This is a genomic window from Variovorax sp. Root411, assembly GCF_001425205.1.
Taxonomy (GTDB): Bacteria; Pseudomonadota; Gammaproteobacteria; order Burkholderiales; family Burkholderiaceae_C; genus Variovorax.
Window position 1 is genome coordinate 220,606 of the sequence record NZ_LMDW01000019.1, and the last position, 25,514, is coordinate 246,119.

Genomic DNA, 25,514 nt, shown 5'->3' on the forward strand with positions numbered 1-25,514 from the left:
TTGGGCGCTGCCCCCATCCCAGCCTTCCCCCGGAAGGGGAAGGAGCAAGACTTCACTCCAGCACCACGTTCGCTTTCTTCACCAGCGCGGCATAGCGCGTGGCCTCGCTACGGAAGAAACTCGCCGCCTGCTGCGGCGTCGTCGGCTTGATCACATTGCCCTGCTTGTCCATCGCCTCGCTCACCTCCGCGCTGGTGAAGGCCGCGACCACCGCATCGTGCACGCGCTGCACGTCGGCGGCCTGCATCTTCGGCGGGCCGATCACCGCGAACCAGCCTTCGACCACGTAGTTCGGCAGCCCCTGCTCCGCGATGGTCGGAATGTCCGGCGCGGCCGGCGAGCGCGTCGCGCCGCACATGCCGATGGCCCGCAGCGCACCGCTGCGGATGTGCTGCTGCACGGCCGGCAGCGCGACCACGCCCATCTCGACCTGCCCGCCGATCATGTCGGTCATCATCGGCCCGGTGCCCTTGTACGGGATGTGCCGCGCCTTCACGCCCGCCTCGTCCATGAACATCTCGTCGGCCAGGTGCAGGATGGTGCCGTTGCCCGACGACGCGTAGTTGTAGCCGCCGGGCTTGGCGCGCAGCAGCGCGATCAGCTCGGGCACGTTCTTCGCCGGCAGCTTGGGGTTCGCCACCAGCACCAGCGGCGTCGCGCCCACCACGCAGATCGGCGTGATGTCGTTGATCGCGTCGAAGGGCATCTTCTTGAACACCGCCGGATTGATGACGTGGTTGTTCGACACCATGCCCAGCGTGAGCCCGTCGGGCGCGGCCTTGACGATGGCCGCCGCGCCGGTGATGCCGCCCGCGCCCGGCAGGTTCTCGATCACCACCGGCTGGCCGAAAGCCTTGCCGAGCGCGACCGAGGCCGCGCGCACGATGGTGTCGACACCCGAGCCGGCGCTGATCGGCAGGATGAAGCGGATGGGCTTGTCGGAGCCCTGCGCGAACGCGGGGCACGCGGCCACGGCGGCGGCGCATGCGCCAAGGCCGAGCACCGTGCGGCGGTTCATGGGGGAAAGCGTCTTGGTCATCGGTTTGTCTCTCTTTATGGTTTGAAAATCGCTTCGATCAGGCCACCGCGGAATCGGCGTGCAGCGCGTCGACCTGCTCGCGCGCATAGCCCAGCTCCGCCAGCAGTTCGCGGGTGTGCTCGCCCAGCGTCGGCGGGTGCATACGAACGCCGAGGCGTTCGCCCCCGAGCGTGATCGGGAACAGCGTCGTCTGCGCCATTTCTCCGGCGCGTTCGCCGTCCGGCAGGCGGATGTCCGCGAGGCCGCCCGTGGCCTTCAGGTGCGGGTCCTCGTAGAGGTCTTCAGGCCGCGTGATCGGCGCGAACGGCAGGCCCTTCGCCTCGAAGATCGCCGACAGCTCCGCCGCCGAACGATCGGCCAGGCGCTGGCGCAGATCGGCCAGCAGCGTGGGCCGCAAGCGCACGCGGTCGTTGTTGGTGCGCAGGGCCGGGTCGGCCTTCAGATCGTCGAAGCCCAGCGCATCGCAGAAGGTCTTCCACTGCGCGTCGCTCACCGCGGCCAGGAAGATCTGCTCGCCGTCCTTCACGGTGAACACGTCGTACAGCGCCCAGGCCGAGATGCGCTCGGGCATCGGCGCTGCGGCCTGCCCCGTGATGGCGTACTGCAGCATGTGCTGGCCGACCAGGAACACGTTGTTCTCGAACAGCGCGGACTGCACCTCCTGTCCCTTGCCGGTCTCGGCGCGCTGCATCAGCGCGGCGATCGCGCCGATGGCACCGAACATGCCGCCCATGATGTCGTTCACGCTGGTGCCGGCGCGCAGCGGGTCGCCGGGGCGGCCCGTCATGTAAGCCAGTCCGCCCATCATCTGCACCACCTCGTCGAGCGCGGTGCGGTGTTCGTAAGGGCCGGGCAGGAAGCCCGTGTGGTTCACATACACGAGGCGCGGGTTGAGCTTGCCGAGGGCGGCGTAGCCCAGGCCGTACTTGTCCATGGTGCCGGGCTTGAAGTTCTGCGCCACCACGTCGGCGGTGGCGCACAGGCGCAGCGCGGCCTCGATGCCCTCGGGCTTCTTGAGGTCGAGCGCGATGCTCTTCTTGTTGCGGTTGAACATGGGAAAGAAACCCGCCCCCGCGCCCAGCAGGTGCCGCGTGCGGTCGCCCTCGATGGGCTCGACCTTGATGACTTCCGCCCCCAGGTCCGCGAGCACCATGCCGCAGGTCGGTCCCATGACCATGTGGGTGAACTCGACCACGCGGATGCCGGCCAGTGGCAGGCGCTTTTCTTGGGTGCCGGTCGTGCTCATGCCGCAACTCCCGCCGTGGCCGCGAAGGTTTTCGGGAAGCCTGCGCGCCATACCGTGCCCTGCAGCGTTTCGCCTTCGAGCCAGCCCGCCACGCGCTTGCGCAGGTCGAGCAGTTTCGGCAGATCGACGCCGGTCGCAACGCCCATGCTCTCGAGCATGAAGACGAGGTCTTCGATATCGACATTGCCGCTGGCCCCGGGCGCATGCGGGCAACCGCCGATGCCGGCGAGACAGGCGTCGAAGCGCGTGACGCCGACTTCCAGCGCGGCATAGACATTGGCCAGCCCGAGGCCGCGCGTGTCATGGAAGTGGCCGCACCACAGCCGGTCGCCCGCGATGCGCAGCGCGCGCTCGAACAGGCTGCGCACCATCGCCGGATCGGCATAGCCGACGGTGTCGGCGAGGCTCACGCGGTCGGCGCCCGCATCGAGCAGCGCCTGCATCAGCCGCAGCACCTCGTCGGGGGAAACGTGGCCCTGAAGCGTGCAGCCGAAGGCCGTGCCCACGCCGCCGTCGATGAGCGTCTTCGAGCCCGCGGCGTCGCGTGCGGCGCGGATGCGGGCCACCTCGGCCACCACCTCGTCGGGCGTCTTGCGCAGGTTGGCAAGGCTGTGGGCATGGCTGGCCGACAACGGCACCATCATGAGATCGGCCTCGCCCGCGATGGCACGCTCGGCACCCTTCAAGTTGGGCACCAGCACCGAGGCGAAAAGCCCCGGCAAGGTCTTCGCATAGGCCAGCAGCTCGGCCGTGTCGGCCAGTTGCGGCAGCAGGTGCGCCGGCACGAAAGAGCCGACTTCGATCTCGCGCTGACCGGCGGCGTGCGCGCCGCGGATCCATTCGAGCTTGCGTTCGGTGGGTAGTACGCGGGCGATGCTCTGGAGGCCGTCGCGCAGGCCCACTTCGCGAACGACCGCGCGTGGCGGCAGGAAGGCGTGAATCAAGACTTTGTCTCCGTCGTGAGGGTTACGGTGTTGATATTAGAAGTTCCGATTCGGTCCAGAAGGTATATTTTGGAAGCCAATTGCTTCCCAAACGGAACATCATGAGAGACCTCGACCTCACCACCCTGCGCCTGTTCGTCGCCGTCTGCGAAACGCGCAGCATCGCGCGCGCCGGCGAGCAGGCCAGCATCGTCGGCTCGGCCATCAGCAAGCGGCTGGCCCAGCTCGAAGAAGCGGTGGGCACGCCGCTGCTGCTGCGCAAGCGCCGCGGCGTGGTGCCCACGCCGGCCGGCGAAACCCTGCTGGAGCACGCCCGCGCGATGCTCGGCAGCGTGAACCGCATCGAACGCGACATGGCCGCCTATGCCGGCGGCGCGCGCGGGCACGTGCGCATCCTGGCCTCGGCGTCGGTCATGGCCGAATCGCTGGCCGAAGACGTGGCGGGCTTTCTGAAGGACCCGGACCACCGCAACATCCGCGTCGACATGGAAGAGCGAGTGAGCCCCGAGATCGTGCGCGGCATTCGCGAGGGCAGCGCCTCCATCGGCCTGTGCTGGGACGCTGCGGACCTCGACGGCCTGGAACGGCGCAACTACCGCTCCGACCACCTCGCCATCGTCGCGCACCCCTCGCATCCCGCCGCAAGGCACGAGCAGGTGCGCTTCGAGCAGGTGCTCGACCACGAATTCGTCGGCATGCCTGCCCTCAGTGCCGTGCAGTTGATGCTGGCGCGCGAGGCGACGGTGGCGGGCAAGCCGCTGGTGTACCGCGTGCTGGTGTCCAACTTCGACGCGGCGCTGCGCGTGGTGCGGGCCGGGCTGGCAATCAGCGTGGTGCCGGCGGAGGTGGCGCGGCCCTTCACCGATGCCTTCGGCCTGCGGCTGATGCCGCTCACCGATGCCTGGGCGCGGCGGCGTTTTGCGATCTGCTTTCGCGGCGAGGCGGCGTTGTCGCCGTCGGCGCAGTTGCTGGTCGCGCACCTCGAGCGGTGCGCCACGGACTGACGACCCGCAAGCTCATTTGGCCGAAATCCGAAACTATTCGTTGTGAATCATCAGGTTTTTGTTTCGATTCGCGCAACCTAACATTCGGGGCATCCAGCGCTGTCACCTCTCCACATCACACATTCAGAAAGATCGCCGCCATGTTCCGCAGAGCCCTTCTCTCCGCCGCCGCCCTCGCCACCACGCTGAGCCTCGCCCCGCTTGCCGCCCAGGCCGCCGAGCCCCTCAAGCTCGACGTCTACAACCCCGGCACGAAATCGATGTTCCCGGTCTCTTCGGAGATCGTCACCGGCCAGACCGACGCCGTGCTGATCGACGCCCAGTTCCAGCGCAACGATGCCGAGGCGCTGGTGCAGAAGATCAAGGCCACGGGCAAGAAGCTCACCACGGTCTACATCAGCCACAGCGATCCCGACTACTACTTCGGCCTCGACGTGATCCAGGCCGCCTTCCCCGACGCGAAGATCGTCGCCACGCCGCAGACCGTGGCCGCGATCCAGGCCTCGAAGGACGGCAAGCTCGCGCACTGGGGCCCGATCCTCAAGGACAACGCGCCCAAGGCGCTGGTCGTGCCCGAGGCGCTCGCCGGCGACAGCCTGGCGCTCGAAGGCCGCAAGATCCAGGTCGTCGGCCTCGACGGCCCCACGCCTGAGCGCACCTTCGGCTGGATTCCTTCGCTGAAGGCGGTGGTCGGCGGCATCCCCGTCTCGGCCAACATCCACGTGTGGGTGGCCGATACGCAGACGCCCGAGTCGCGTCAACAGTGGATCAAGACGCTGGGCCGCATCGAGGCCCTGCACCCGAAGACCGTGGTGCCCGGCCACTACCTGCCGAACGCCAACGGCTCGGCGCCGTACACGCTGGCCTCGGCGAAGTTCACGCGCGACTACCTGAAGGCCTTCGAAATCGAAGCGGGCAAGGCCAAGGACTCGGCCGCGCTGATCGCCGCGATGAAGAAGCGCTACCCGAAGCTGGAAGGCGCCTCGTCGCTGGAACTCGGCGCCAAGGTCATCAAGGGAGAAATGAAATGGCCGCAGTGAACGACACCGCCACCCTGCACTACATATTCGACCCGCTGTGCGGCTGGTGCTACGCCGCGGCGCCGCTGGTCGACGCGGCGCGCAGCGTGCCGGGCCTGCAGGTCGCGTTCCATGGCGGCGGCATGATGACCGGCGCCAACCGCCGCGCGATCACGCCGCAGTGGCGCGAGTACGTGATGCCGCACGACCGGCGCATCGCCGAGATGACGGGCCAGCCCTTCGGCGAAGGCTACTTCGAGGGACTGCTGCGCGACACCGGCGCGGTAATGGATTCCGAGCCGCCGATCACCGCCATCCTCGCGGCCGAATCGCTGCGCACGGGCGGCGGGCTGGACATGGTGCATCGCCTGCAGCGTGCGCACTATGTCGAAGGCGGCCGCATCGCCGACGCGCAAGTGCTGAAGGCGGTGGCCGCAGAACTCGGTTTCGATGCCGAAGCCTTTGCGTCGGCCTTCGAGCGCCTGGCGGGAGAAGCGACCGCGCAGCACATCGCCGAAAGCCGCCAGCTGCTGCAACGTGTGGGCGGCCAGGGATTTCCGACCTTCTTGCTGACGCGGGCCGATGGCAGCGCCAGCCGCATCGACATCGGCCCGTGGCTGGGCCGTGCCGAAGACTGGAAGGCGCATCTGGCGGAACTTGTCGCCTAGCGCGCCACGCCCAGCAGCCGGTCCAGCACCTGCGGCTGGGTGCGCAGCGTCGCGGCACTGTCCTTGTGCACGATGGTGCCGTGGTCCAACACCACTGCCTCGTCGGAAATCGCGAGGATCGCCTGCGGATGCTGCTCCACGATGATCGCGGCCAGCCCCTCGTCCTGCGTGATGCGGCGGATGGCGCGCAGCAGCTCTTCCACGATGATCGGCGCGAGCCCTTCGAGCGGCTCGTCGAGCAGCAGCAGCCTGGGGTTGAGCACCAGCGCACGGCCCACGGCCAGCATCTGCTGCTCGCCGCCCGACAGCTGCGTGCCGAGGTTGGTCTTGCGTTCGGCCAAGCGCGGGAACATCTCATAGACGCGCTGCGGGTTCCACTTGCCTGGCCGCTCCACCGCCGTGAGATTCTCGTGCACCGTCAGCGACTTGAAGATGTTGCGCTCCTGCGGCACCCAGCCGATGCCGGCCGCCGCGCGCTGGTGCGGCGCGAGCTTGTGCAGCGCCTGTCCGCCCAGCGCGATGCTGCCGCCATGCTGGCGCGTCGCGCCCGCGAGCGTATTGATCAGCGTGGTCTTGCCCGTGCCGTTGCGGCCCAGCAGCGCCAGCGTCTGGCCTTCGCCGAGTGCGAACGCCACGTCGTGCAGTACCACGGCTTCGCCATAGCCGGCACTCAGGCTCTCGATGCGCAGCAGTTCAGACATGGGCGGTTTCTCCGTGGCCCAGATAGACCTCTTTCACCTTGGGATCGTTGGCAATCGTTTCGGGGTCGCCCTCGGTCAGCAGCGTGCCGTTGACCAGCACCGTCATGCGGTCGGCGAAGCTGAACACCAGGTCCATGTCGTGCTCGATGAGCAGCACCGACACGTCGGCCGGCAATGCGGCCACGGTCTGCAGCAGCTCTTCGCGCTCGCCGGCGGGCACGCCCGCCACCGGCTCGTCGAGCAGCAGCACGCGCGGCTCGCAGGCCAGCGCGATGGCGATCTCCAGCAGGCGGCGCTTGCCATAGGCCAGGTGCTTCACCTGCTGCTGCGCCACGTCGCTCAGATGAAATTGTTCGAGCAGTTGCGCAGCGCGCTCCACGATCGCCTTGCTGGCGCCCAGCGGACGCCACCATTGCGCGCCGATGCCCTGGTGCTGCGACACCACAAGCGCCAGCGTTTCGAGCGGCGTCATCGAATCGAACAGCTGGTTGATCTGGAAGGTGCGCACCAGCCCGCGCGCCACGCGCTTGTGCGGCGCGAGCGTGGTGATGTCTTCGCCCAGCAGCGTGATGCTGCCTCCGGTCGGCGTGAGCACGCCCGTCAGCTGGTTGATCAGCGTGGTCTTGCCCGCGCCGTTGGGGCCGATCAGCGCATGACGCGCGCCGCGCTTGAGCGTCATCGTCAGGTTGTTGGTGGCCGTGATGCCGCCGAAGCGCATCACGAGGCCGTGGGTCGAGAGCACGGTGTCGGTCATGCCGCACCGCCCTTCTTCTTCGCGGGACTGCCGAACCACGCCCACGGCTTGAGCAAACGATCTCGCCCCACGAGCACCATCAACACCAGGATCAGGCCGATCCAGAACATCCAGTACTGCGGCGTCACGGCCGACAGCCAGGTCTGCAGCAGCTTGAACACGATCGCACCCGCCACGCCGCCATAGAGCCAGCCCACGCCGCCGATCACCAGCATCAGCAGCACGTCGGCCGAGCGGTCGAAGGCCAGCACGTCGAGCGAGGCGAAGCCGGTGGTCTGCGCCAGCAGCGCGCCCGCGGCACCGGCGATGCCGGCCGCGATGGTGTAGATGACCGCGAGGCGCGACACCACCGGGATGCCGATGGCCATGGCGCGCAGCCGGTTGTCGCGAATCGCCTTGAGCGTCGCGCCGAACGGCGAATGCACCAACCGGCGCATCAGCAGGAACAGCACCAGCATCACGGCCAGCGAGTACCAGGCGGCGGTGCGGCCGTACAGGTCGAACTCGAACAGGCCGAGCACCGGCCCCATCACCACGCCCTGCAAACCGTCGGCGCCGCCAGTCAGCCAGTCGAGCTTGTTGGCGAGCTCGAGCAGCAGCAGCGCAGTGCCGAGTGTGACCATCAGCCGCGTGAGGTCGCTGCCGCGCAAGATCGTCACGCTGGCCACGAGGCCGAGCAGCGCGGAGAGCACGGTGGCGACCACGAGCCCCACGGTCGGGTCGGGCATCACGAGCTTGGCGAACAGCGCCGCCGCATACGCGCCGAAGCCGAAGAAGGCAGCGTGACCCAGCGACACGATGCCGGTGTAGCCCAGGATCAGGTCGAGCGACATCGCGAACAGCGCGACGATGGCGATCTCGTTGATCAGCAGCGAATGCGAAGGCATCGCGAACGGCAGCGCGAAAGCCGCGGCCCAGACGACGAATTCGAGTGGGCGCCAGCGGGTCTTGCGCAGCAGGGCCGACTGGAAATCAGCCGCGGAAGAAGGCGTGCTCATTCAGCGGCCCCCTTTGCGCGTGAACAGGCCTTGGGGCCGCCACATCAGTATGAGGATCATCAGCAGATAGACGGTGAACGCACCCATCTTCGGAATGAAGTACTTGCCCGCCACGTCGGCAATGCCCAACAGCAGCGCCGCCGCGAGCGGCCCGGTGATCGACGAGGTGCCGCCGACCGACACCACAATCAGGAAATAGATCATGTACTTGAGCGGAAAGGTCGGGTCGAGCCCGAGAATCTCCGCGCCCAGCGCACCGCCCAGCCCCGCGAGCCCAGAGCCCACGGCGAAGGTCAGCAGGAACACGATGTTCACGTTGATGCCCAGCCCGGCCGCCACGCGCGGGTCGTCGACCGCGGCGCGCAGGCGGCTACCGAAGCGCGTCTTCGAGAGGATGAGCTGCAGCACCACCGTGAGCACCGCGCACACGCCGATGATGAAGAGCCGGTAGTGCCCCATGCCCAGCAGCAGCGCACCGTCGCCGATTTCGGTGCGCCCGCGCAGCCACTCGGGCAGCTGCACGTTCTGCTGCGACGAGCCCACGAAGTAATCGATGGCCGCCACGGCCATGAAGGCGAGGCCGATGGAAAAAAGCACCTGATCGAGGTGAGGCTTGCCGTACATCGGCCGATAGAGCGTGCGTTCGAGCAACGCCCCGGCCAGCGCGACGACGATGAACGCGAACGGCAGGCAGGCCAGGAACGGCAGGCCCAGCTTCTGCATCGCGAACACCGTGAGGTACCCGCCCGCCATGGCGAAGGCCCCATGCGCGAGGTTGATGAAGTTCATCAGCCCGAGCGTCACGGCCAGGCCGACGGCGAGCACGAAGAGCAGCATGCCGTAGGCGATGCCGTCGAAAAGAATGGTCAACATGTCAGTGTTTCGCTATGGCGTTGCGTGACTCGCGTTCTTGGCGCTTTTGTTCGGGGCGCGTGCACAGGCCACCGGGTACTCCCCTCCGCGAATGTCCCCCGGCTTCGCCTCCTCCTTTATTTCGCTGCGGGGAGCACCCGGTGCCCTGTGCACAGTGGGCGCTGCCGTTGTGCCGGCTGATCAACGACTGCTCTGATCGAGCACGCCGATGGGGTGCCTTGCGCAGCGAAACAAAGGAGGAGGCCGCAGGCCGGGGGACATTCGCGGAGCAAGGTACCCCGTCGGCGTGATCGCGCCCCGAACAGAGCACACCAAGCCCCCAGCTACTTCGCCTTGCCCGGATCCTTGACGCCCTTGATCACGTCGAACTCGACGTTGTAGAGCTGCCCGTCCTTCTTCTCGACCTTGCGCAGGTACACGTCCTGCACGATGTCGCGCGTCTGCGCATCGATCAGCACCGGGCCGCGCGGGCTCTCGAAGACCTGGCCCTTCATGGCCGCCAGCAGCGCATCGCCGCCGCCCTGGCCCTTGGTGGTCTTGAGCGCTTCGTAGATCACGCGCATGCCGTCATAGCCGCCCACGGCCATGAAGTTGGGGCGCATCTTGGGGTTGGCCTTCTGGAAGGCCTCGACGAACTTCTTGTTCATCGCGGACGGATGCGCGGCCGAGTAGTGGTGCGAGGTGACCACGCCGAGCGCGCCATCGCCCATGTCGTTGAGCTGGTCGTCGTCCGTCACGTCGCCGGTGGCGATCAGGCGGATGCCGGCCTTGTCCATGCCGCGTTCGAGGAACTGCTTCATCACGGCCGCGCCCGCGCCCGAGGGCACGAAGACGAACAGCGCGTCGGGCTTGGCGTCGCGCACCTTCTGCAGGAACGGCGCGAAGTCGGGGTTGCGCAGCGGCACGCGCAGCTTGTCGAGCACCTTGCCGCCGTTGAGCTGGAAGCGCTCGCTGAAGAACTTCTCGGCGTCGTTGCCGGGGCCGTAGTCGGCCACCAGCGTGACGACCGACTTCACGCCGTTCTTCGGTGCCCAGTCGCCCATGGCAACCGACACCTGCGGCAGCGTGAAGCTCGAACGCACGATGTAGGGCGAGGCCTCGGTAATGCTGGAAGTGGCGGCGGCCATCACGACCTGCGGCGTCTTCGACTGCGTGGCCAGCGGCGCGGCGGCCAGCGCGGCCGGCGTGACGCCGAAGCCGGCGATCACGTTCACCTTGTCGTTGACGATCAGCTCCTGTGCGAGGCGCTTGGTGATGTCGGGCGTGGCCACGTCGTCCTTGACGATCAGCTCGATCTTCTTGCCCGCGACGGTGTCGCCGTTCTGGGCCATGTAGAGGCGCGCGGCCGCTTCGATCTGACGGCCGGTGGAAGCTTGCTGCCCGGTCATCGGCAGGATCAGGCCGATCTTGAAGGTATTGCTCTGCGCGCTGGCCGTCGGCAGGGCCAGGGCGATGGAGAGCGCAATCGCCGACAGGGCGGCGGTCTGGATGAGATGGCGTCTTTGCATGGTTTTTCCTTTGAGGGGCGGAACGCGGACCGGGGCTATTTTCAATACTTTGCAACACCCGGCGGAGCAGGCAATTACCTAGCCGGTCTCTGATGGGAGCCCTTGTTGCGCGATAAACAGATGAACTGCGCGATCATCGCTCGCTGCAGCTTCCGCGGGCGGGTCGGCCGTCGGCGCGGCGCGGGGAGCCGAGTCACTTGTATCGGCCGCCGATGATTCGAAGGCGATACGATGTTCCATTCGTTTCCCCAATCAACGACGGAGCCATCCATGTCCCAGCACGCCGCCTTGCCCGCCCGCTATGACCACGTGGGCAGTTTCCTGCGCCCCAAGTACCTGCTCGAAGCGCGCGAGCGGAAGGCCAAGGGCGAGATCACGCCCGAGCAGCTTCGCCTCGTCGAAGACAAGGCCATCACCGAGATCGTGCGGTTCCAGGAAGACATCGGCCTGAAGAGCATCACCGACGGCGAGTTCCGCCGCACCTACTTCCACATCGACTTCCTCGACCAGCTCGGCGGCGTGAAGACCGACATTCCGGTCACCATCCGCAAGCCCGACGGCACCGAGGAACTGGCGCCGCCGGCGATGCGCGTGATCGACAAGGTGCGCCACATCAAGGACATCCAGCTGGCCGATTTCCAGTACCTCAAGAGCCAGGTGTCGGCGGGTCGCACGCCGAAGGTGACGATCCCCTCGCCGACGATGCTGCACTTCCGCGGTGGCCGCGCCGGCATCAGCAAGGAGCACTACCCCGAGCTCGACCCTGTGTTCTACGACGACGTGGCCAAGGCCTACGGCGACGAGCTGCGCTCGCTGGCCGCCGCCGGCTGCACCTACGTGCAGATGGACGACACCAACCTCGCCTACCTGTGCGACGAGCACATGCGCGAGGCCGCCCGCAAGCGCGGCGACGACCCCAACGAGCTGCCGCACCGCTACGCCGCCTTCATCAACAAGGTGGTGGCGCAGAAGCCGCCGGGCATGCTGCTGGCCATGCACCTGTGTCGCGGCAACTTCAAGAGCACGCACGCCGCGGCCGGCAACTACGAGCCGGTGGCCGAGGCGCTGCTGAAAGAGATGGATCTCGACGCCTACTTCATGGAATACGACGACGCCCGCTCCGGCGACTTCAAGCCGCTGCGCTTCCTGCCCAAGGGCAAGACCGTGGTGCTCGGCCTCGTGACCACCAAGTTCGGCGAGATGGAAGACAAGGACGAGCTCAAGCGCCGCATCGAAGATGCCGCCAGGTACGCCCCGCTCGAACAGCTCGCGCTGTCGCCGCAGTGCGGCTTCTCCAGCACGGTGCACGGCAACAACATCGCGGTGGAAGCGCAGCGCAGCAAGCTGCGCCTCGTGGTGGAGACGGCGCAGGAAGTCTGGGGCTCGACCTGAAGCGCCATTTCTGTTGAAGTCGGGGCCCATGACGATTCACATCTACTCCGGTCCCCTCAGCATGTTCGGCGCCAAGGTCGAGATCGCGGCGCGCGAAAAGGGCGTGCCCTTCGAACTGGTCATGGTGCCCTTCATCGAGGGCGACGCCTACGAGCCCAAGCACCCCGAGGTGCTTCGGGTCAACCCCGTCAAGCAGCAGGTACCGGTGCTGGTCGACGACGAGGTTTCGCTCTTCGACTCGACGCAGATCTTCGAATACCTGGAAGACCGTTATCCCAGCCCGGCGCTGTGGCCCGAAGGCATTGCCGACCGGGCTCGCGCGCGGCAGCTGGAACAGAAGTCCGACGAGGTCTTCTTTCCTAACGTCATCAAGCTGTTCGGCCTGCAGCACGACATGCAGAGCACCGCGGCGGTCGCGGCCTGCGCCGGCTGCGCGCGCTTCTATGAAGAGATGGAAGGCCTGCTGGCCACGCGCGAGCACCTCGCCGGCCCCTACTCCTTTGCCGACATCGCCTTCTACATGGCCTGCGTGTTCGCCGACCGCAAGGGCGCCGGCATGACCGACGCCACGCCGCGGCTGCTGGCCTGGCGCACACGCGTGGGCGACCGCCCCGCGGTGCGCGCGGTGGTCGATCCGATGATGCGCTTCCTGGCCTCGCAGGGGCGCGGCGTGCCGGCCTTCCTTCAACGCTGAAGGGCGGGGGCAAGGCTCCGAGGCGGCGCTGAGGCATCATCGCTCCATGCCGATCAACAGGTTCGACTGGCTGCCCTCCCCTTCGCAGCATTTCCTCGTCGTCACTTTCGCATTACTGGTCTACGTCCTGACCACGCGCGCGCGCCGCGAGCAGCGCGCACCCACCACCGCCATCGCCTGGGTCATGGGGCTGGTGCTGATGCCCTACTTCATCCTGCCGATGTACCTGCTGTTCGGCCAGCGCAAGCTACGCCCGGCGGGCTCGCCGCGGCCACCGCGTTCGGTGCCGCCGGGCCATTGGGCCGCCGACCTGATCGAGAGCTTCGGCCTCGCGCCGCCGGGGCGCTGCGCGATCCGCATGCATGCCGACGGCGAGGCCGCGCGCGAGGCACTGTGGCAGGTGATCGACGGCGCGCGCGAGCGCATCGACGTGTGCACCTTCATCATCGGCGACGACCCGCTCGGCCATGCGGTGATCGAGCGGCTCGCCAGGCGGGCGCGCGAAGGCGTCAAGGTGCGGGTGCTGCTCGACGGTTTCGGTGCGCTGTCGCTGCCGCGCCATCACTTCGACCGGCTGCGGGCGGCGGGCGGCGAGGTGGCGGTGTTCCGCCCCTTCTTCAGCCTGCGCCGCATCGGCCCGCGCAACCTGCGCAACCACCGCAAGTTCACCATCGCCGACGACGGCTGGCTCTGGTCCGGCGGGCGCAACCTCGCGGGCGAATACTTCACCGGCAACGACAAGCATCCCGAGGCCTGGCACGACCTTTCGTTCGACCTGCGCGGCAGCGTGGCCGCAGCGGCAGCGCGCCAGTTCGATCACGACTGGACCTCGGTGCGCAGCCGCAAGGCCCGCGCCATCACGTGCGACGACGTACCCGAAGGCCCGGGCACGGCCATGGCCCAGTTCCTGCCGAGCGGCCCCGACCAGACCGAGGACACGGCGCATGCATTGCTGATCGACGCGTGCTTTCGCGCCGAGCACCGCATCCTCGCGATCACGCCCTACTTCGTGCCCGGCGACGGCCTGCGCGACGCGCTGCGGCTGGCCGCGCGGCGCGGCGTGCAGGTGACCATCGCGATGCCGGCGAAGTCGAACCACCGCCTGGCCGACTTCGTGCGCGCACGCGCCATGCGCGACCTCGCGCGCGCGGGCGTGAGCTTTCGCATGCTGCCGTTCATGGCGCACGCCAAGGCCGTGGTGCTGGACGACGAACTCGCCATCTGCGGCTCGATCAACCTCGACCTGCGCAGCCTGCTGCTGAACCACGAGGCCGCCGTGGTGTTCTACGGCCAGGACAACATCGACTGGCTGGCCGAGTGGATCGAGACCACCGCCTCGGCCGGCGAACCCTACCGCGCGCGGCGACCGGGGCTGCTGCGCGACGTGGCCGAGGGACTGCTGCTCACCGTCGCTTTCCAGCTGTAGGCGATTCGGCGGCCCTGGCGTCCTTTGCCACGGCGTCGAGCCCGGCGAGCACGTAGCGCATCAGGTCGTCCGCCAGCGCCCGGGTGTCTTTCAGGGCCGGCAGCACCTTGCTGCTCAGGTCCTTGGGCGCCACCGTCATCACCAGGCATGGCAGCACCGTGAGCAGCAGGCTGCGCTGCACCGAGGGATGGTCGCCGGGCAGGCCCATGATCTCGCCGATGATGCCGCGCAGCAGCTTGGCCTTGGGCAGCACCGCCCGCTGGATCATCGCCGGCATGGCCGGCGACGGCGACAGCGCCTCGCGCAGCACCACCCGGAAGCCCCACGGCGCCTTCGGCTGCGCGCTCATCTCGACCATGTGCGTGAGGAGGGTCCGCAGCTTGAGGCGCGCATCGGTGGACTCCATGGACAGCGCCATCAGCTCGTCGAGGCTCACCAGTTGCCGGTGCGCCTCGATCAGCACCGCCTCGTAGAGCCCGTCGCGGCCGCCGAAGTGGTAGTTGATCGCGGCCATGTTGGTGCCGGCGCGGGTGCAGATTTCCTTGCTGGTGCTGTGCGCGAAACCCTGCGCCGCGAACAACCGCCCAGCGGTCTCGAGGATGTGCAGGCGCGTGGTGTTGCCGTCGGTGCGCGGAGTGCGGGTTGCCATGCCTCGAGGCTAACCCAAACGAAAAAATACTTCAAATTCAAATTTCAATTTGATAACATCACGCAGGGCCCGGGACAGCAGCAGCCTCGTCAGGACACACGCCATGAACAGGAAACCCCTCATCGCCATCGCCGCCGTGGCAGTCATCGCGGCAGCGGGCGGCTGGTGGTACGCGCACCGCACGGCCACGCCCTCCGACCAGCTCGTGCTGTACGGCAACGTCGACCTGCGCCAGGTCTCGCTGGCCTTCAACGGCAACGAGCGCGTGGCCGAGCTGGCGGTGCGCGAAGGCGACCGCGTGCACGCCGGGCAGATACTGGGCCGGCTCGACACCCGCTCGCTGGTTCTGCGCGTGGCGCAGTCGCAGGCGCGCATCGGCGTGCAGGAGCAAGCCCTGCTGCGCCTGAAGACCGGCAGCCGCCCCGAGGAAGTGGCGCAGGCCGGCGCCCAGGTGGCCGCCGCGCAGGCCGATGCCGAACTGGCGCTGCAGCAGTTCGCGCGCCTGCAGGCCATCGGCGCCACCACGGCCGGCCGCGCCGTGAGCCAGCAGGATCTCGACAGCGCACAGGCCAGGCGCAAGGTGGCGCTGGCGCAGCTCGACAACGCGCGCAAGGCGCAGCAGCTGGTCGTCACCGGGCCGCGCAAGGAAGACATCGGGCAGGCGCAGGCCCAGCTCGAATCTGCCCGCGCCGAACTCGCGCTCATGAACCACCAGCTCACGGAGGCCGAGCTCAAGGCGCCCATCGACGCCGTCGTGCGCGCCCGCCTGCTCGAACCGGGCGACATGGCCTCGCCGCAGCGCCCGGCCTTCACGCTCGCCATCACCGATCCCAAGTGGGTGCGCGCCTATGTGGCCGAACCCGACCTCGGCCGCGTGCGCGCCGGGCAGGAGGCCCGCGTGAGCACCGACAGCCAGCCCGGCGAGGCCATCGCGGGCAAGGTCGGCTACATCTCGTCGGTGGCGGAGTTCACGCCCAAGACCGTGCAAACGGAGGAGTTGCGCAGCAGCCTCGTCTACGAAATCCGCGTGATGGTCGACGACAAGGAGGACCGGCTGCGGCTCGGCATGCCGGCCACGGTGCGGCTGCAGCTGTCTTCGACGGGCAGGCCCTGAATGACCGCTCCTCTTCATGCATTGCTCCCTCCCCTTCCGGGGGAGGGCTGGGGTGGGGGCGCGCGGCGTACCCATCGGGCGCTCTGCCTGCCCCCATCCCAGCCTTCCCCCGGAGGGGGAAGGGGCAAGACTTCCCGCACGGAGGGCTGTTGAATGCAAGGCACCGGGCCGGCCGTGACCGGACGCTCGCTGCACAAGCGCTTCGTGCCGAAGGCGCCGGCCGCGGCCGTGCACGCGCTCGACGACGTGTCGCTCGAAATACCCGCCGGCACGCTCATCGCGCTGGTCGGCCCCGACGGCGCGGGCAAGACCACGCTGCTGCGCCTCATGGCCGGCCTGATGCGCGCCGACGAAGGCGAGCTGCGCGTGCTCGGCATCGACGTGTCGGCCGATCCGCAGGCAGTGCAGGATCGCATCAGCTACATGCCGCAGCGCTTCGGCCTCTACGACGACCTCAGCGTGCAGGAGAACCTCGACCTCTACGCCGACCTGCACGGCGTGCCGCGCGCGCAGCGGCGCGAGCGCTACGCACGGCTGATGGAAATGACCGACCTCGGCCGCTTCACCAGCCGCCCCGCCGGCAAGCTCTCGGGCGGCATGAAGCAGAAGCTCGGGCTGGCCTGCACGCTGGTGCGCTCGCCCGACCTGCTGCTGCTCGACGAGCCGACCGTGGGCGTGGACCCGCTCTCGCGCCGCGAGCTGTGGCAGATCGTGCAGCAACTGGTCGACGACGAAAAGCTCTCGGTCATCGTCAGCACCGCCTACCTCGACGAGGCCGAGCGCTGCAGCCATGTGTTCGTGCTGCGCAGCGGCAAGCTGCTAGCGCAGGGCACGCCCGGCGAACTGCGCGACCGGGCGCGCGGCCTCTGCTTTGTCGCAACGCCGACCCACAGCGAGCCGCCGCGATTGCTTCAGGCTCGCCTGCTCGACGCGCGGCAGGACATCGTCGATGCGGTGCCGCAGGGCGGCGAGGTGCGCTTCATCCGCCGCGCGGAAGCAGACGGCGCGCGGCTCGACGCGTTGCTAGACGGCGCGCATACCGAACCCGTCGCGCCGCGCCTCGAAGACGGCTTCATGATGCTGCTGCGCACGCAGCCATCGCCCGCCAACGACACCATCCCGCCAGCGGCCATGGCGACGCCTGGCGGCAAACCCGGCGAGGTGGTCATCGAAGTGAAGGACCTCGTGCGCCGCTTCGGTGATTTCGTCGCCGTGGCCAACACCAGCTTCTCGGTGCGGCGCGGCGAAATATTCGGCCTGCTCGGCCCCAACGGCGCGGGCAAGACCACCACCTTTCGCATGCTCTGCGGCCTGCTGGCCGCCAGTGGCGGCCAGTTGCGCGTGGCCGGCGTCGACCTGCGGCGTGCACGCGCACAGGCACGCCAGCGCATCGGCTACGTCTCGCAGAAGTTCGCGCTCTACGGCAACCTCACGGTGCGCGAGAACCTCTCGTTCTTCGGCGGCGCCTACGGCCTGCGCGGCGCGAAGCTGCGCGAGCGCATGGACACCGTGCTGCACCAGTTCGACCTTGCCCACGCGCTCGACTCTCCCAGCGGCCAGCTGCCCGGCGGCTACAGGCAGCGCCTGGCGATGGCCACCGGCCTGCTGCACGAACCCGAGATCCTGTTCCTCGACGAGCCCACCAGCGGCGCCGACCCGCTCGCGCGCCGCGAGTTCTGGCGCCGCATCACGGCGCTGTCCGAAGGCGGCACCACGGTCGTCATCACCACGCACTTCATGGAAGAGGCGGAGTACTGCGACCGCATCGTGATCCAGGACGCAGGCAAGGTGCTGGCCATCGGCATGCCGCAGGAGGTTCGCGCGCAGGCGCTGGGCGATGGCGAAGACAGGCGCATCGACATGGAACAGGCCTTCATCGGCATCGTCGAGAAGGCGCGGCACAAGAGCACGGAAGAGGTGGCGGCATGAACGGTTTCCGGTCCCGCCTGGTCTCCCTCACGCGCAAGGAATTCCGCCAGCTGCTGCGCGACCGCAGCAACCTCGCCATCGGCATCCTGCTGCCGATGGTGCTGATCCTGATCTTCGGCTACGGTATGTCGCTCGACGTGAAGAACGCGCCCGTGGCGGTGGTCATGGAAGACGCCTCGCCGACCGCGCACGAGGCCATCGCCGGGCTGCAGCTCTCGCCCACCATCGCGCCAATACTGCTGGGCTCGATGCACGACGCCGAGGAGCTGATGCAGGAGCGCAAGGTCGACGGCATCGTGCGCGTGCCGGCCGATTTCTCCCGCGCGCTCGCTGCCGGCAATGCACGCGTGCAGCTCATCGTGCACGGCTCGGACGCAGGGCGCGCGAGCATCATCAAGGCCTATGTGAGCGGCGCCCTCGCGCAAGCGGGCGTGCGGCAGGCGGACCGCAACGGCGACGCTGCCGGCGCCGCGGCTGCAGGCAGCGTCGCCGTCGAGCAGCGCATGTGGTTCAACGCCGCGAACACCAGCACCTGGTATCTGGTGCCAGGGTTGATCGTGCTCATCATGACGCTGGTCGGCGCCTTCCTCACCGCGCTGGTGATGGCGCGCGAATGGGAGCGCGGCACGCTGGAGGCGTTGTTCGTCACGCCGGTGCGGCCGGTCGAGATCCTGCTGGCCAAGATCATTCCGTACTTCGCGGTCGGCATGCTCGGGCTCACGCTGTGCCTGCTCTCCGCGCGCTACCTGTTCGCCGTGCCCATGTACGGCTCGCTGCTGGTGGTGGTGTTCAGCTCGATGCTGTACCTGATCGTGGCCGTGAGCCTGGGCCTCGTGATCTCGTCGGTCACGCGCAATCAGTTCCTCGCGAGCCAGGTGGCGCTGATCGCGACCTTCATGCCTTCGATGATGCTGTCGGGTTTCCTGTTCGACCTGCGCAACGTGCCCACTGCCGTGTGGGTGGTGGGGCACCTGCTGCCGGCCACCTACTTCATGGACCTGATCAAGACGCTGTTCCTCGCCGGTGACGTGTGGCCGCTGATCTGGCGCAACTGCGCGATCCTGCTGGCGTACGCGGTGGGCCTGCTGCTGGTGGCGCGCGCGGTAACGCGCAAGAGCCTCGACTGAGGGCCGACGCCATGATCGATTTCCTCATGCGCATCGCCAACCTCTGCCGCAAGGAGCTCCTGACGATTCTCAAGGACCCGGCCACGCGCGCCATCCTGGTCGCGCCGGCGTTGCTGCAGAGCCTGGTCTTCGGCTACGGCGCGACCTACGACCTCACCAACGTACCGTACGCGCTGCTCGACCAGAGCCGCAACGGCGCCTCGTCCGAACTCATCGCGCACCTGGACAGCACAGGCGTGTTCCACCGCGTGGCCACGCTGCGCTCGCAGGCCGACATTCGCGAGGTGATCGACACCGAGCAGGCGCTGCTCGTCATCCAGATTCCCGCCAACTTCGAGCAGCAGCTCAGCGCGGGGCAGACCACGACGATCCAGCTGATCCTCGATGCGCGCAACTCCAACACCGCGGGCTCGGCGGCGGGCTACGTGAGCGCGGTGGTCGACCGCTACAACGCGGAACTGCGCACGCGCGCGGGCGCCCCACCGTCGCCGCTGGTCATCGAATCGCGCGCATGGTTCAACCCGAACCTCGAAACGCGCTGGAACCTGCTGCCCGGCATGATCGCCGCGCTCAGCATGCTGCAGACGCTGCTGCTCACCGCGCTGTCGGTGGCGCGCGAACGCGAGCAAGGCACCTTCGACCAGCTGCTGGTCACGCCGATGTCGCCGCTCGAGATCATGATCGGCAAGGCGCTGCCGCCGGTGCTGGTGGGGCTGGTGCAGTCGTCGCTGATCCTGCTGGTGGCGCTGTTCTGGTTCGGCATTCCGATGGCGGGCTCGCTCGTCACGCTGTACACGGGGCTGGTGTTCTTCACGGTCGCGAGCGTGGGCATCGGCCTGTCGATCTCGGCTGTGTCGGCCAACATGCAGCAGGCCATGCTCTACGCGTTCGTGCTGCTGATGCCGCTGATGCTGCTGTCGGGCCTGACCACGCCGGTGCGCAACATGCCGCACGTGCTGCAGGTGGCCACGCTGGCCAACCCGCTGCGCTTCGCCATCGATCTCGTGCAGCGCGTGTACCTCGAAGGCGTGGGACTTGGCACGGTCTGGCACAACCTGATTCCGCTCGCCGTCATCGCCGCCATCACGCTGCCGCTGGCGGCCTGGCTGTTCCGCAACCGCCTTGTCTGAAACCGGGAGCACGCCATGCCTCTTCTGTCCGCTCCTCGCTCCGCGACCGCGCTCGCCTTCTCCCTGTTGCTCGCCGGCTGCGCCGTGGGGCCCGATCACAAGCCGGCCGAGGTGCGCTCGCCCGCCGACTGGTCGGCCTGGCATGGTGGCTCGCCCGCGCTGCTGGGCGCGGAACGGCAAGGCGCTTCCACCGGCGGCATCGCATCCGGCGACTGGAAGGCGTTCAACGATCCGTTGCTCGACCGCCTCGAAGCCATGGTGCTCGCAAGCAACCCCGACCTTCAGACGGCTGCCCTGCGCTTCGCACAGAGCCGCGTGCAGCGCAGCACCACGGCGGCGCAGCAGGGGACGCAGGTGAATGCGAGCGCCGGCATCACCCGGCAGCGCCAGAGCGAAAGCGGCGCCGCCACGCGGATGATCGATGCGCTCGGCTCGTCGGTCTCCAACCGCGACCAGCTCATCCGCACACTCAGCGAGCCCTACAACCTCTACCAGGCCGGCTTCGATGCCTCGTGGGAGATCGACCTGTGGGGCCGCGTGCGCCGGGCCATCGAGGCGGCCGATGCCGACGCGAGCGCCTCGTCCGCACTGCTGCGGCAGGCCCGGCTCAGTGTGCAGGCCGAGCTGGCGCGCAACTACTTCGAGCTGCGCGGCACGCAGCGCGAACTGCGCATCGCGCGCGCCGACATCGCGGCAGCCGCCGAGTCGCTCGAACTGGTGCAGGCGCGCGCCGACGGCGGCCTCGTCACCGACCTGGACCCGGTACGCCAGCGCGCGCTGGTGGCCGAACTGCGCGCACGCATTCCCGCGCTGCTGCAGCAGGAAGCCGATGCGATGAACCGCATCACGCTGCTGGCCGGCGCCGCGCCCGGTGCGCTGAACACCGAACTGGCCGACACCGCCACCGGCGACGCCCCCGACGCTTCGGCGCTGCCCGCCCTTGCGCTGGGCCAGCCCGCCGAACTCGCGCGCCGCCGCCCCGACATCGCGGCGGCCGAGGCACAGCTGCACGCCGCCACGGCCCGCATCGGCATGGCCGTGGCCGATCTCTATCCGCGCGTGACGCTGGGCGCCGGCTTCGGCTACGAATCGGTGGGCAGCGAGCGTTTCGGCGAATGGGGCAGCCGGCAGTGGCACGTGGGCCCGTCGATCAGCCTGCCGATCTTCGACAACGGACGCCGCCGAAACACCATCGAACTGCGCGAGCTGCAGCAGCAGGAAGCGGCCGTGGCCTTCCAGCAGACCGTACTCAAGGCCTGGCACGAGATCGACTCTGCCCTCACTGCCTACGCCGCCGAGCGCCAGCGCCAGGTCGATCTGTCCGAACGCGAACGCCGCAGCCGCGATGCGCTGGTGCTGGCGCATGCACGCCATGCGGGCGGACTTACCGATTTCGGCGTCGAACTCGATGCGCGACGCACGCTGCTGCAGGCGCAGCGCGACCGGGCACAGAGCGCCAGCCGGCTCGCGGTCGGGCTGGTGGCGGTCTACAAGGCACTGGGTGGCGGCGCGCCGGTGCTGGAAGGCCTGCAGCCCGACGACCGGCAATGAAGCCCCGGCCTCAAAGCCGGTTCGTGAAGCTCGCGTTGCCCAGCCCCGTGCCGATGGTCAGCACGCCCCAGTGCCGCACGTCGCGCATGAAGGGCAGCTCGCTCAGGCCCTGCACCACCGCGTCGTTGTGCATCAGCACCAGCGTCGGGCCCGAGTCGATCATCGGCATGCGGCGCCACAGTTCGCTGGGCAGATGGAAGGCTTGGCTCTCCCAGTCGCCCGGCAGGTTCTGCGCACCGCGCGCGATCGAGCCGTCCCGCCGGATCAGCCCCGGGCAGCCGATGCCGATGAAGGGCGCAAGGCGGATCTTCTTGCGCTCGCTGTAGATCACCATGTCCTTGAGCATGCCGGCGATGTGATCGACCATGCCGCCGCGGTTGGGGCCCTCGTCGGCATGGCGCCACTTCTCGCGCCGCACCACCTTCGCGAGCGAGAAGTCGCGCGCCTTGCGGTGGCGCGTCTTCACGATGCCGCAGCGCACGTTGGTGCCGCCGACGTCCACCGCCAGGATCGCGTCGTGCTTCTTCAGCATGGCGGGCGGCGCAAGATGCGCCCAGCCGATCAGGCCACCGTCGTCCACGTCGTGCGAGAGGCGCCCGATCTGCACGTGCAGGCCCATCTCCTCGAGGATGGCGCCGGTCTGCAGGATGGCGCGCTCGCCCACATCGCTCTCGGGAAAGCCGCCGCCGACCACGATGCGCTGCACCTTCCGCCACGAGGGCTGGCGCATGAAGCGCTGGATCACAAAGGCCAGTTCCTGCGCGAACTCCTCGATGGCACCGTGCATCACGTCGGAGGCTTCGGAGGCCTTCTTTTCCTGCAGCGCGCGGTCGAGTTCCCCCTTGCCGAGATCGCGCGAATGCGAAGCGCCCAGCGGGTCCTTGCCGTTCCTGCGGCGGCGCTTGCGCCAGCGTTCGAGCAGTTCGCGAAAGGCCGTCTGGCTGGCCTGGTCGCCGACGAAACCGTCCTTGTCGCGCAGCTGCAGGCTGTAGCCATCGACCTGCACGCCCGGCAGCTCGCGCAGGCCGTGGACGTCGGGGCCGGGGAGTTCGTTCTTCGTGAAGCGGGTCGTCATGGCAACCGACTGTGGGCCCGATCGGCGGCCCGCCCCATCGGCACCGCGCACCACGGCGTGTAGGAGAGCGGCGGGTACGCCAAACGGAACGATGTCTATACACTGGCCCGGATGCATCTGCCCCGCAGCCTCTGGCGCGCCGCCCTGCTGTTCGCCCTCGCATGGCTTGCCGTCGCGTCCGCCCCCGCACAAGCCGCGGACGAGACGCTGCGCGTGGGCTCCAAGCGCTTCACCGAGTCGTACATCCTGGCCGAGTTGCTGGCGCAGACGGCGGCGCCGCACACCACCTCGCCGCCGGTGGTGCGGCAGGGGCTGGGCAACACGGCCATCGTGTACGAGGCGCTGCGCTCGGGCGCCATCGACCTGTACGCCGAATACACCGGCACCATCGCGCTCGAAATCCTCAAGGGCTCGCCGGCGGACACGCGCGAGGCCATGAACGCGGCGCTCGCGCCGATGGGCCTGGGCGTGGCCATTCCGCTGGGCTTCAACGACGGCTATGCACTCGCGGTGCGAGCGGCCGATGCCGAGCGGCTCGGCCTGCGCACGCTGAGCGACCTGGCGAAGCACCCCGAGCTGAAGTTCGGCCTGTCGAACGAATTCATCGGCCGCGCGGACGGCTGGAAGGGCCTCGCCGAGCGCTACGGCTTCACGCAGGCACCCACCGGCCTCGACCACGGGCTGGCCTACGACGCGGTGGCCGCGAAGCAAATCGACGTGATCGACATCTACACCACCGACGCCAAGATCGACCACCTCGGCCTGCGCGTGCTGGAAGACGACAAGAAGTACTTTCCACGCTACGACGCGGTGGTGCTCTACAAGCTCGACCTGCCCACGCGGCTGCCGCAGGCCTGGGCCGCGCTGAAGACACTCGAAGGCCGCATCGACGAGCACGCGATGATCGCGATGAATGCGCGCGCCGAGCTGCAGAGCGTGCCCTTCGACACCATCGCGCGCGACTTTCTCGCGAGCGCGGGCAAGGGCGCTAAGGCGCAGCCGCAGGAGGCGCGGCGCGGCTTCATGGCCAAGCTGCTCGGGCCGGACCTGTGGAAGCTCACGCGGCAGCATCTGCTGCTGGTGGCGGTGTCGGTCGGCGTCGCGATTCTCATCGGCGTGCCGCTGGCGATCCTGGTGTTTGCGCATGTGCGGCTGCGCGCGGTGGTGCTGGGTTTCGCGAGTCTGCTGCAAACCGTGCCGTCGCTGGCGCTGCTGGCGGTGCTGATCTCGATGCTGGGCGCCATTGGCGCGCTGCCCGCGCTGATCGCGCTGACGCTCTATTCGCTGCTGCCGATCATGCGCAACACGGTGACGGGCCTGGCCGAGGTGCCCAATGGCCTGCGGATGGCCGGCACTGCACTGGGCATGACGCCGCCGCAGAGCCTTCGGCTGGTGCTGCTGCCGCTGGCGCTGCCCACGCTGCTGGCGGGTGTGCGCACCGCGACCTCGATCGCCATCGGCACTGCGACCATTGCGGCCTTCATCGGTGCGGGTGGCTTCGGCGAGCGCATCGTGACGGGGCTGGCGCTCAACGACCGCGAACTGCTCGTTGCGGGCGCATTGCCGGCGGCTGCGCTGGCGTTGCTGAGTGAAGGTCTGTTCGAGCTCGTGGAATACCTGATGCGGCGGCGGCGTCGTGTGCCGGTGTCTTCGCTGCCTTCCTGAATTGCTCTGGTGTTCTTTCGGGGCGTGTGCGAAGGCCATCGGGTGCTCCCCTCCGCGAATGTCCCCCGCTTCGCTCCTCCTTTATTTCGCTGCGGGGAGCACCCGATGCCCTTCGCACATGGACGCTGTCGTTGTGCCGGCCGCGCAAGCGCTGCGTCCATTGATCACGCCGATGGGGTGCCTCGCGCAGCGAAATAAAGGAGGAGCGAAGCGGGGGACATTCGCGGAGCAAGGTACCCCGTCGGCGTGAGCGCGCCCTGAACACAACAGCGTGCTCAAAGCCGCCCACGACGAAAGGATCAGGCCAGCGTGTAGGCCGTCTTCACCGTCGTGAAGAACTCCTGCGCGTACTTGCCCTGCTCGCGCGGACCGTAGCTCGAGCCCTTGCGGCCGCCGAACGGCACGTGGTAGTCCACGCCCGCYGTCGGCAGGTTGACCATCACCATGCCGGCCTGGCTGTGGCGCTTGAAGTGCGTGGCGTACTTCAGGCTGGTGGTCGCAATGCCCGCGGACAGGCCGAACNGTCGGCAGGTTGACCATCACCATGCCGGCCTGGCTGTGGCGCTTGAAGTGCGTGGCGTACTTCAGGCTGGTGGTCGCAATGCCCGCGGACAGGCCGAACTCGGTGTCGTTGGCCGTGGCCAGCGCCTCTTCGTAGTTCTTCACGCGGATCACGCTGGCCACCGGGCCGAAGATCTCTTCCTTGTTGATGCGCATGGTTGCGGCCGATTCGCTGAAGAGCGCGGGCGACATGTAGTAGCCGTCGGTCTCGAGCTTCAGCAGCTCGCCGCCAGCGGCCAGCGTGGCGCCTTCGCCCTTGCCGATGGCGACGTATTCCATGTCCTGGTCGAGTTGCGACTTCGACGACACAGGGCCCACGTCGGTGCCCTGCGCCAGCGCATCGCCGACCTTGATCTTTGCCATGCGCGCCTTCATCGCCTCGATGAACTTGGGGTAGATGCCTTCGGTGACGATGAGGCGGCTCGACGCGGTGCAGCGCTGGCCGGT

General features: G+C 68.3%; 23 protein-coding genes and 1 pseudogene. 12 read left to right on the plus strand and 12 right to left on the minus strand.

The features are described 5' to 3' along the window. Window positions 1-52: 52 nt before the first annotated feature. Genes ASC92_RS24020 through ASC92_RS24030 form a run of 3 tightly spaced genes read right to left on the minus strand, consistent with a single transcriptional unit; the run spans window position 53 to window position 3,229 of the window. Entirely contained in the window at window positions 53-1,039 is a 987-nt protein-coding gene (locus ASC92_RS24020) for a tripartite tricarboxylate transporter substrate binding protein (RefSeq protein ID WP_056520757.1), read from the minus strand. A gap of 37 nt (window positions 1,040-1,076) precedes the next feature. Further along, window positions 1,077-2,285, minus strand: a complete 1,209-nt coding sequence (locus tag ASC92_RS24025; RefSeq protein ID WP_056520760.1) for a CaiB/BaiF CoA transferase family protein — start codon at window positions 2,283-2,285, stop codon at window positions 1,077-1,079. After that, window positions 2,282-3,229, minus strand: coding sequence for a hydroxymethylglutaryl-CoA lyase (locus ASC92_RS24030; protein ID WP_056520762.1), 948 nt, complete (start codon window positions 3,227-3,229; stop codon window positions 2,282-2,284). Before ASC92_RS24030 ends, ASC92_RS24025 begins: the two co-directional genes overlap by 4 nt. A 101-nt stretch (window positions 3,230-3,330) precedes the next feature. Here ASC92_RS24030 and ASC92_RS24035 point away from each other — a divergent pair, with 101 nt between their 5' ends. From ASC92_RS24035 to ASC92_RS24045, 3 genes are all read left to right on the plus strand, one after another. After that, window positions 3,331-4,233, plus strand: a complete 903-nt coding sequence (locus ASC92_RS24035) for a LysR family transcriptional regulator (RefSeq protein ID WP_056520765.1) — start codon at window positions 3,331-3,333, stop codon at window positions 4,231-4,233. Between the two features lie 140 nt (window positions 4,234-4,373). Beyond that, complete coding sequence (locus ASC92_RS24040) at window positions 4,374-5,273, plus strand: MBL fold metallo-hydrolase (RefSeq protein WP_056520767.1); 900 nt, start codon at window positions 4,374-4,376, stop codon at window positions 5,271-5,273. Next, entirely contained in the window at window positions 5,261-5,920 is a 660-nt protein-coding gene (locus ASC92_RS24045; protein WP_056520769.1) for a DsbA family protein, read from the plus strand. Before ASC92_RS24040 ends, ASC92_RS24045 begins: the two co-directional genes overlap by 13 nt. Here ASC92_RS24045 and ASC92_RS24050 read toward each other — a convergent pair. The 5 genes from ASC92_RS24050 to ASC92_RS24070 form a co-directional block, all read right to left on the minus strand. Further along, complete coding sequence (locus tag ASC92_RS24050) at window positions 5,917-6,621, minus strand: ABC transporter ATP-binding protein (protein ID WP_056520771.1); 705 nt, start codon at window positions 6,619-6,621, stop codon at window positions 5,917-5,919. The genes ASC92_RS24045 and ASC92_RS24050 overlap by 4 nt on opposite strands. After that, the gene (locus ASC92_RS24055; RefSeq protein WP_056520773.1) at window positions 6,614-7,375 is read right to left on the minus strand and encodes an ABC transporter ATP-binding protein; all 762 of its coding nucleotides are present in this window, start codon (window positions 7,373-7,375) and stop codon (window positions 6,614-6,616) included. The genes ASC92_RS24050 and ASC92_RS24055 overlap by 8 nt, the downstream gene beginning before the upstream one ends. Further along, window positions 7,372-8,373 carry a branched-chain amino acid ABC transporter permease gene (locus ASC92_RS24060; RefSeq protein WP_056520775.1) on the minus strand — a complete coding sequence of 334 codons (1,002 nt, stop codon included), beginning with the start codon at window positions 8,371-8,373 and terminating at the stop codon, window positions 7,372-7,374. Before ASC92_RS24060 ends, ASC92_RS24055 begins: the two co-directional genes overlap by 4 nt. Next, window positions 8,374-9,246, minus strand: coding sequence for a branched-chain amino acid ABC transporter permease (locus ASC92_RS24065; protein WP_007830631.1), 873 nt, complete (start codon window positions 9,244-9,246; stop codon window positions 8,374-8,376). 323 nt (window positions 9,247-9,569) lie between these two features. Then, complete coding sequence (locus tag ASC92_RS24070; protein ID WP_056520777.1) at window positions 9,570-10,754, minus strand: ABC transporter substrate-binding protein; 1,185 nt, start codon at window positions 10,752-10,754, stop codon at window positions 9,570-9,572. A 270-nt stretch (window positions 10,755-11,024) separates the two neighbouring features. Here ASC92_RS24070 and ASC92_RS24075 point away from each other — a divergent pair, with 270 nt between their 5' ends. Genes ASC92_RS24075 through ASC92_RS24085 form a run of 3 tightly spaced genes read left to right on the plus strand, consistent with a single transcriptional unit; the run spans window position 11,025 to window position 14,266 of the window. Then, window positions 11,025-12,146 (plus strand): 5-methyltetrahydropteroyltriglutamate--homocysteine S-methyltransferase, encoded by a 1,122-nt coding sequence (locus tag ASC92_RS24075; RefSeq protein WP_056520780.1) that lies wholly within the window; start codon window positions 11,025-11,027, stop codon window positions 12,144-12,146. A gap of 28 nt (window positions 12,147-12,174) precedes the next feature. Continuing rightward, window positions 12,175-12,840 carry a glutathione S-transferase family protein gene (locus tag ASC92_RS24080; protein WP_056520979.1) on the plus strand — a complete coding sequence of 222 codons (666 nt, stop codon included), beginning with the start codon at window positions 12,175-12,177 and terminating at the stop codon, window positions 12,838-12,840. Between the two features lie 46 nt (window positions 12,841-12,886). Next, a complete protein-coding gene (locus ASC92_RS24085; RefSeq protein WP_056520782.1) occupies window positions 12,887-14,266 on the plus strand; it encodes a phospholipase D-like domain-containing protein in 1,380 nt (459 codons plus the stop codon). On the opposite strand, the gene ASC92_RS24090 is transcribed toward ASC92_RS24085, so the two are convergent. Continuing rightward, window positions 14,244-14,915, minus strand: coding sequence for a TetR/AcrR family transcriptional regulator (locus ASC92_RS24090; protein WP_056520783.1), 672 nt, complete (start codon window positions 14,913-14,915; stop codon window positions 14,244-14,246). The two genes, ASC92_RS24085 and ASC92_RS24090, sit on opposite strands and share 23 nt — an antisense overlap. 103 nt (window positions 14,916-15,018) lie before the next feature. Between ASC92_RS24090 and ASC92_RS24095 the strand changes: the two genes are divergently transcribed. The 5 genes from ASC92_RS24095 to ASC92_RS24115 all read left to right on the plus strand — a co-directional run bounded on the left by ASC92_RS24095 (window position 15,019) and on the right by ASC92_RS24115 (window position 21,766). Continuing rightward, window positions 15,019-16,029, plus strand: a complete 1,011-nt coding sequence (locus ASC92_RS24095) for an HlyD family efflux transporter periplasmic adaptor subunit (protein WP_056520785.1) — start codon at window positions 15,019-15,021, stop codon at window positions 16,027-16,029. A 153-nt stretch (window positions 16,030-16,182) separates the two neighbouring features. Beyond that, window positions 16,183-17,958: an ATP-binding cassette domain-containing protein gene (locus ASC92_RS24100; protein ID WP_056520787.1), complete on the plus strand. Its 1,776-nt coding sequence runs from the start codon at window positions 16,183-16,185 to the stop codon at window positions 17,956-17,958. Beyond that, window positions 17,955-19,085 carry an ABC transporter permease gene (locus tag ASC92_RS24105; protein WP_056520788.1) on the plus strand — a complete coding sequence of 377 codons (1,131 nt, stop codon included), beginning with the start codon at window positions 17,955-17,957 and terminating at the stop codon, window positions 19,083-19,085. Before ASC92_RS24100 ends, ASC92_RS24105 begins: the two co-directional genes overlap by 4 nt. Before the next feature lie 11 nt (window positions 19,086-19,096). After that, the gene (locus ASC92_RS24110) at window positions 19,097-20,215 is read left to right on the plus strand and encodes an ABC transporter permease (RefSeq protein WP_056520790.1); all 1,119 of its coding nucleotides are present in this window, start codon (window positions 19,097-19,099) and stop codon (window positions 20,213-20,215) included. Window positions 20,216-20,230: 15 nt separating this feature from the next. After that, window positions 20,231-21,766: an efflux transporter outer membrane subunit gene (locus tag ASC92_RS24115; protein ID WP_200936026.1), complete on the plus strand. Its 1,536-nt coding sequence runs from the start codon at window positions 20,231-20,233 to the stop codon at window positions 21,764-21,766. Window positions 21,767-21,776: 10 nt separating this feature from the next. Here the strand turns inward: ASC92_RS24115 and ASC92_RS24120 are convergent, their stop codons facing one another. Then, window positions 21,777-22,841 carry an ROK family protein gene (locus tag ASC92_RS24120; protein ID WP_056520792.1) on the minus strand — a complete coding sequence of 355 codons (1,065 nt, stop codon included), beginning with the start codon at window positions 22,839-22,841 and terminating at the stop codon, window positions 21,777-21,779. Between the two features lie 111 nt (window positions 22,842-22,952). Here ASC92_RS24120 and ASC92_RS24125 point away from each other — a divergent pair, with 111 nt between their 5' ends. Further along, the gene (locus ASC92_RS24125; protein WP_056520794.1) at window positions 22,953-24,506 is read left to right on the plus strand and encodes a glycine betaine ABC transporter substrate-binding protein; all 1,554 of its coding nucleotides are present in this window, start codon (window positions 22,953-22,955) and stop codon (window positions 24,504-24,506) included. A gap of 299 nt (window positions 24,507-24,805) precedes the next feature. Here the strand turns inward: ASC92_RS24125 and ASC92_RS29445 are convergent. Beyond that, on the minus strand, window positions 24,806-25,028 hold a 223-nt coding region (locus ASC92_RS29445), incomplete at its 5' end, for an aldehyde dehydrogenase family protein (protein ID WP_235505981.1). Between the two features lies 1 nt (window position 25,029). Then, window positions 25,030-25,514 (minus strand): annotated as a pseudogene (locus tag ASC92_RS29450) (aldehyde dehydrogenase family protein); the annotation flags it as partial.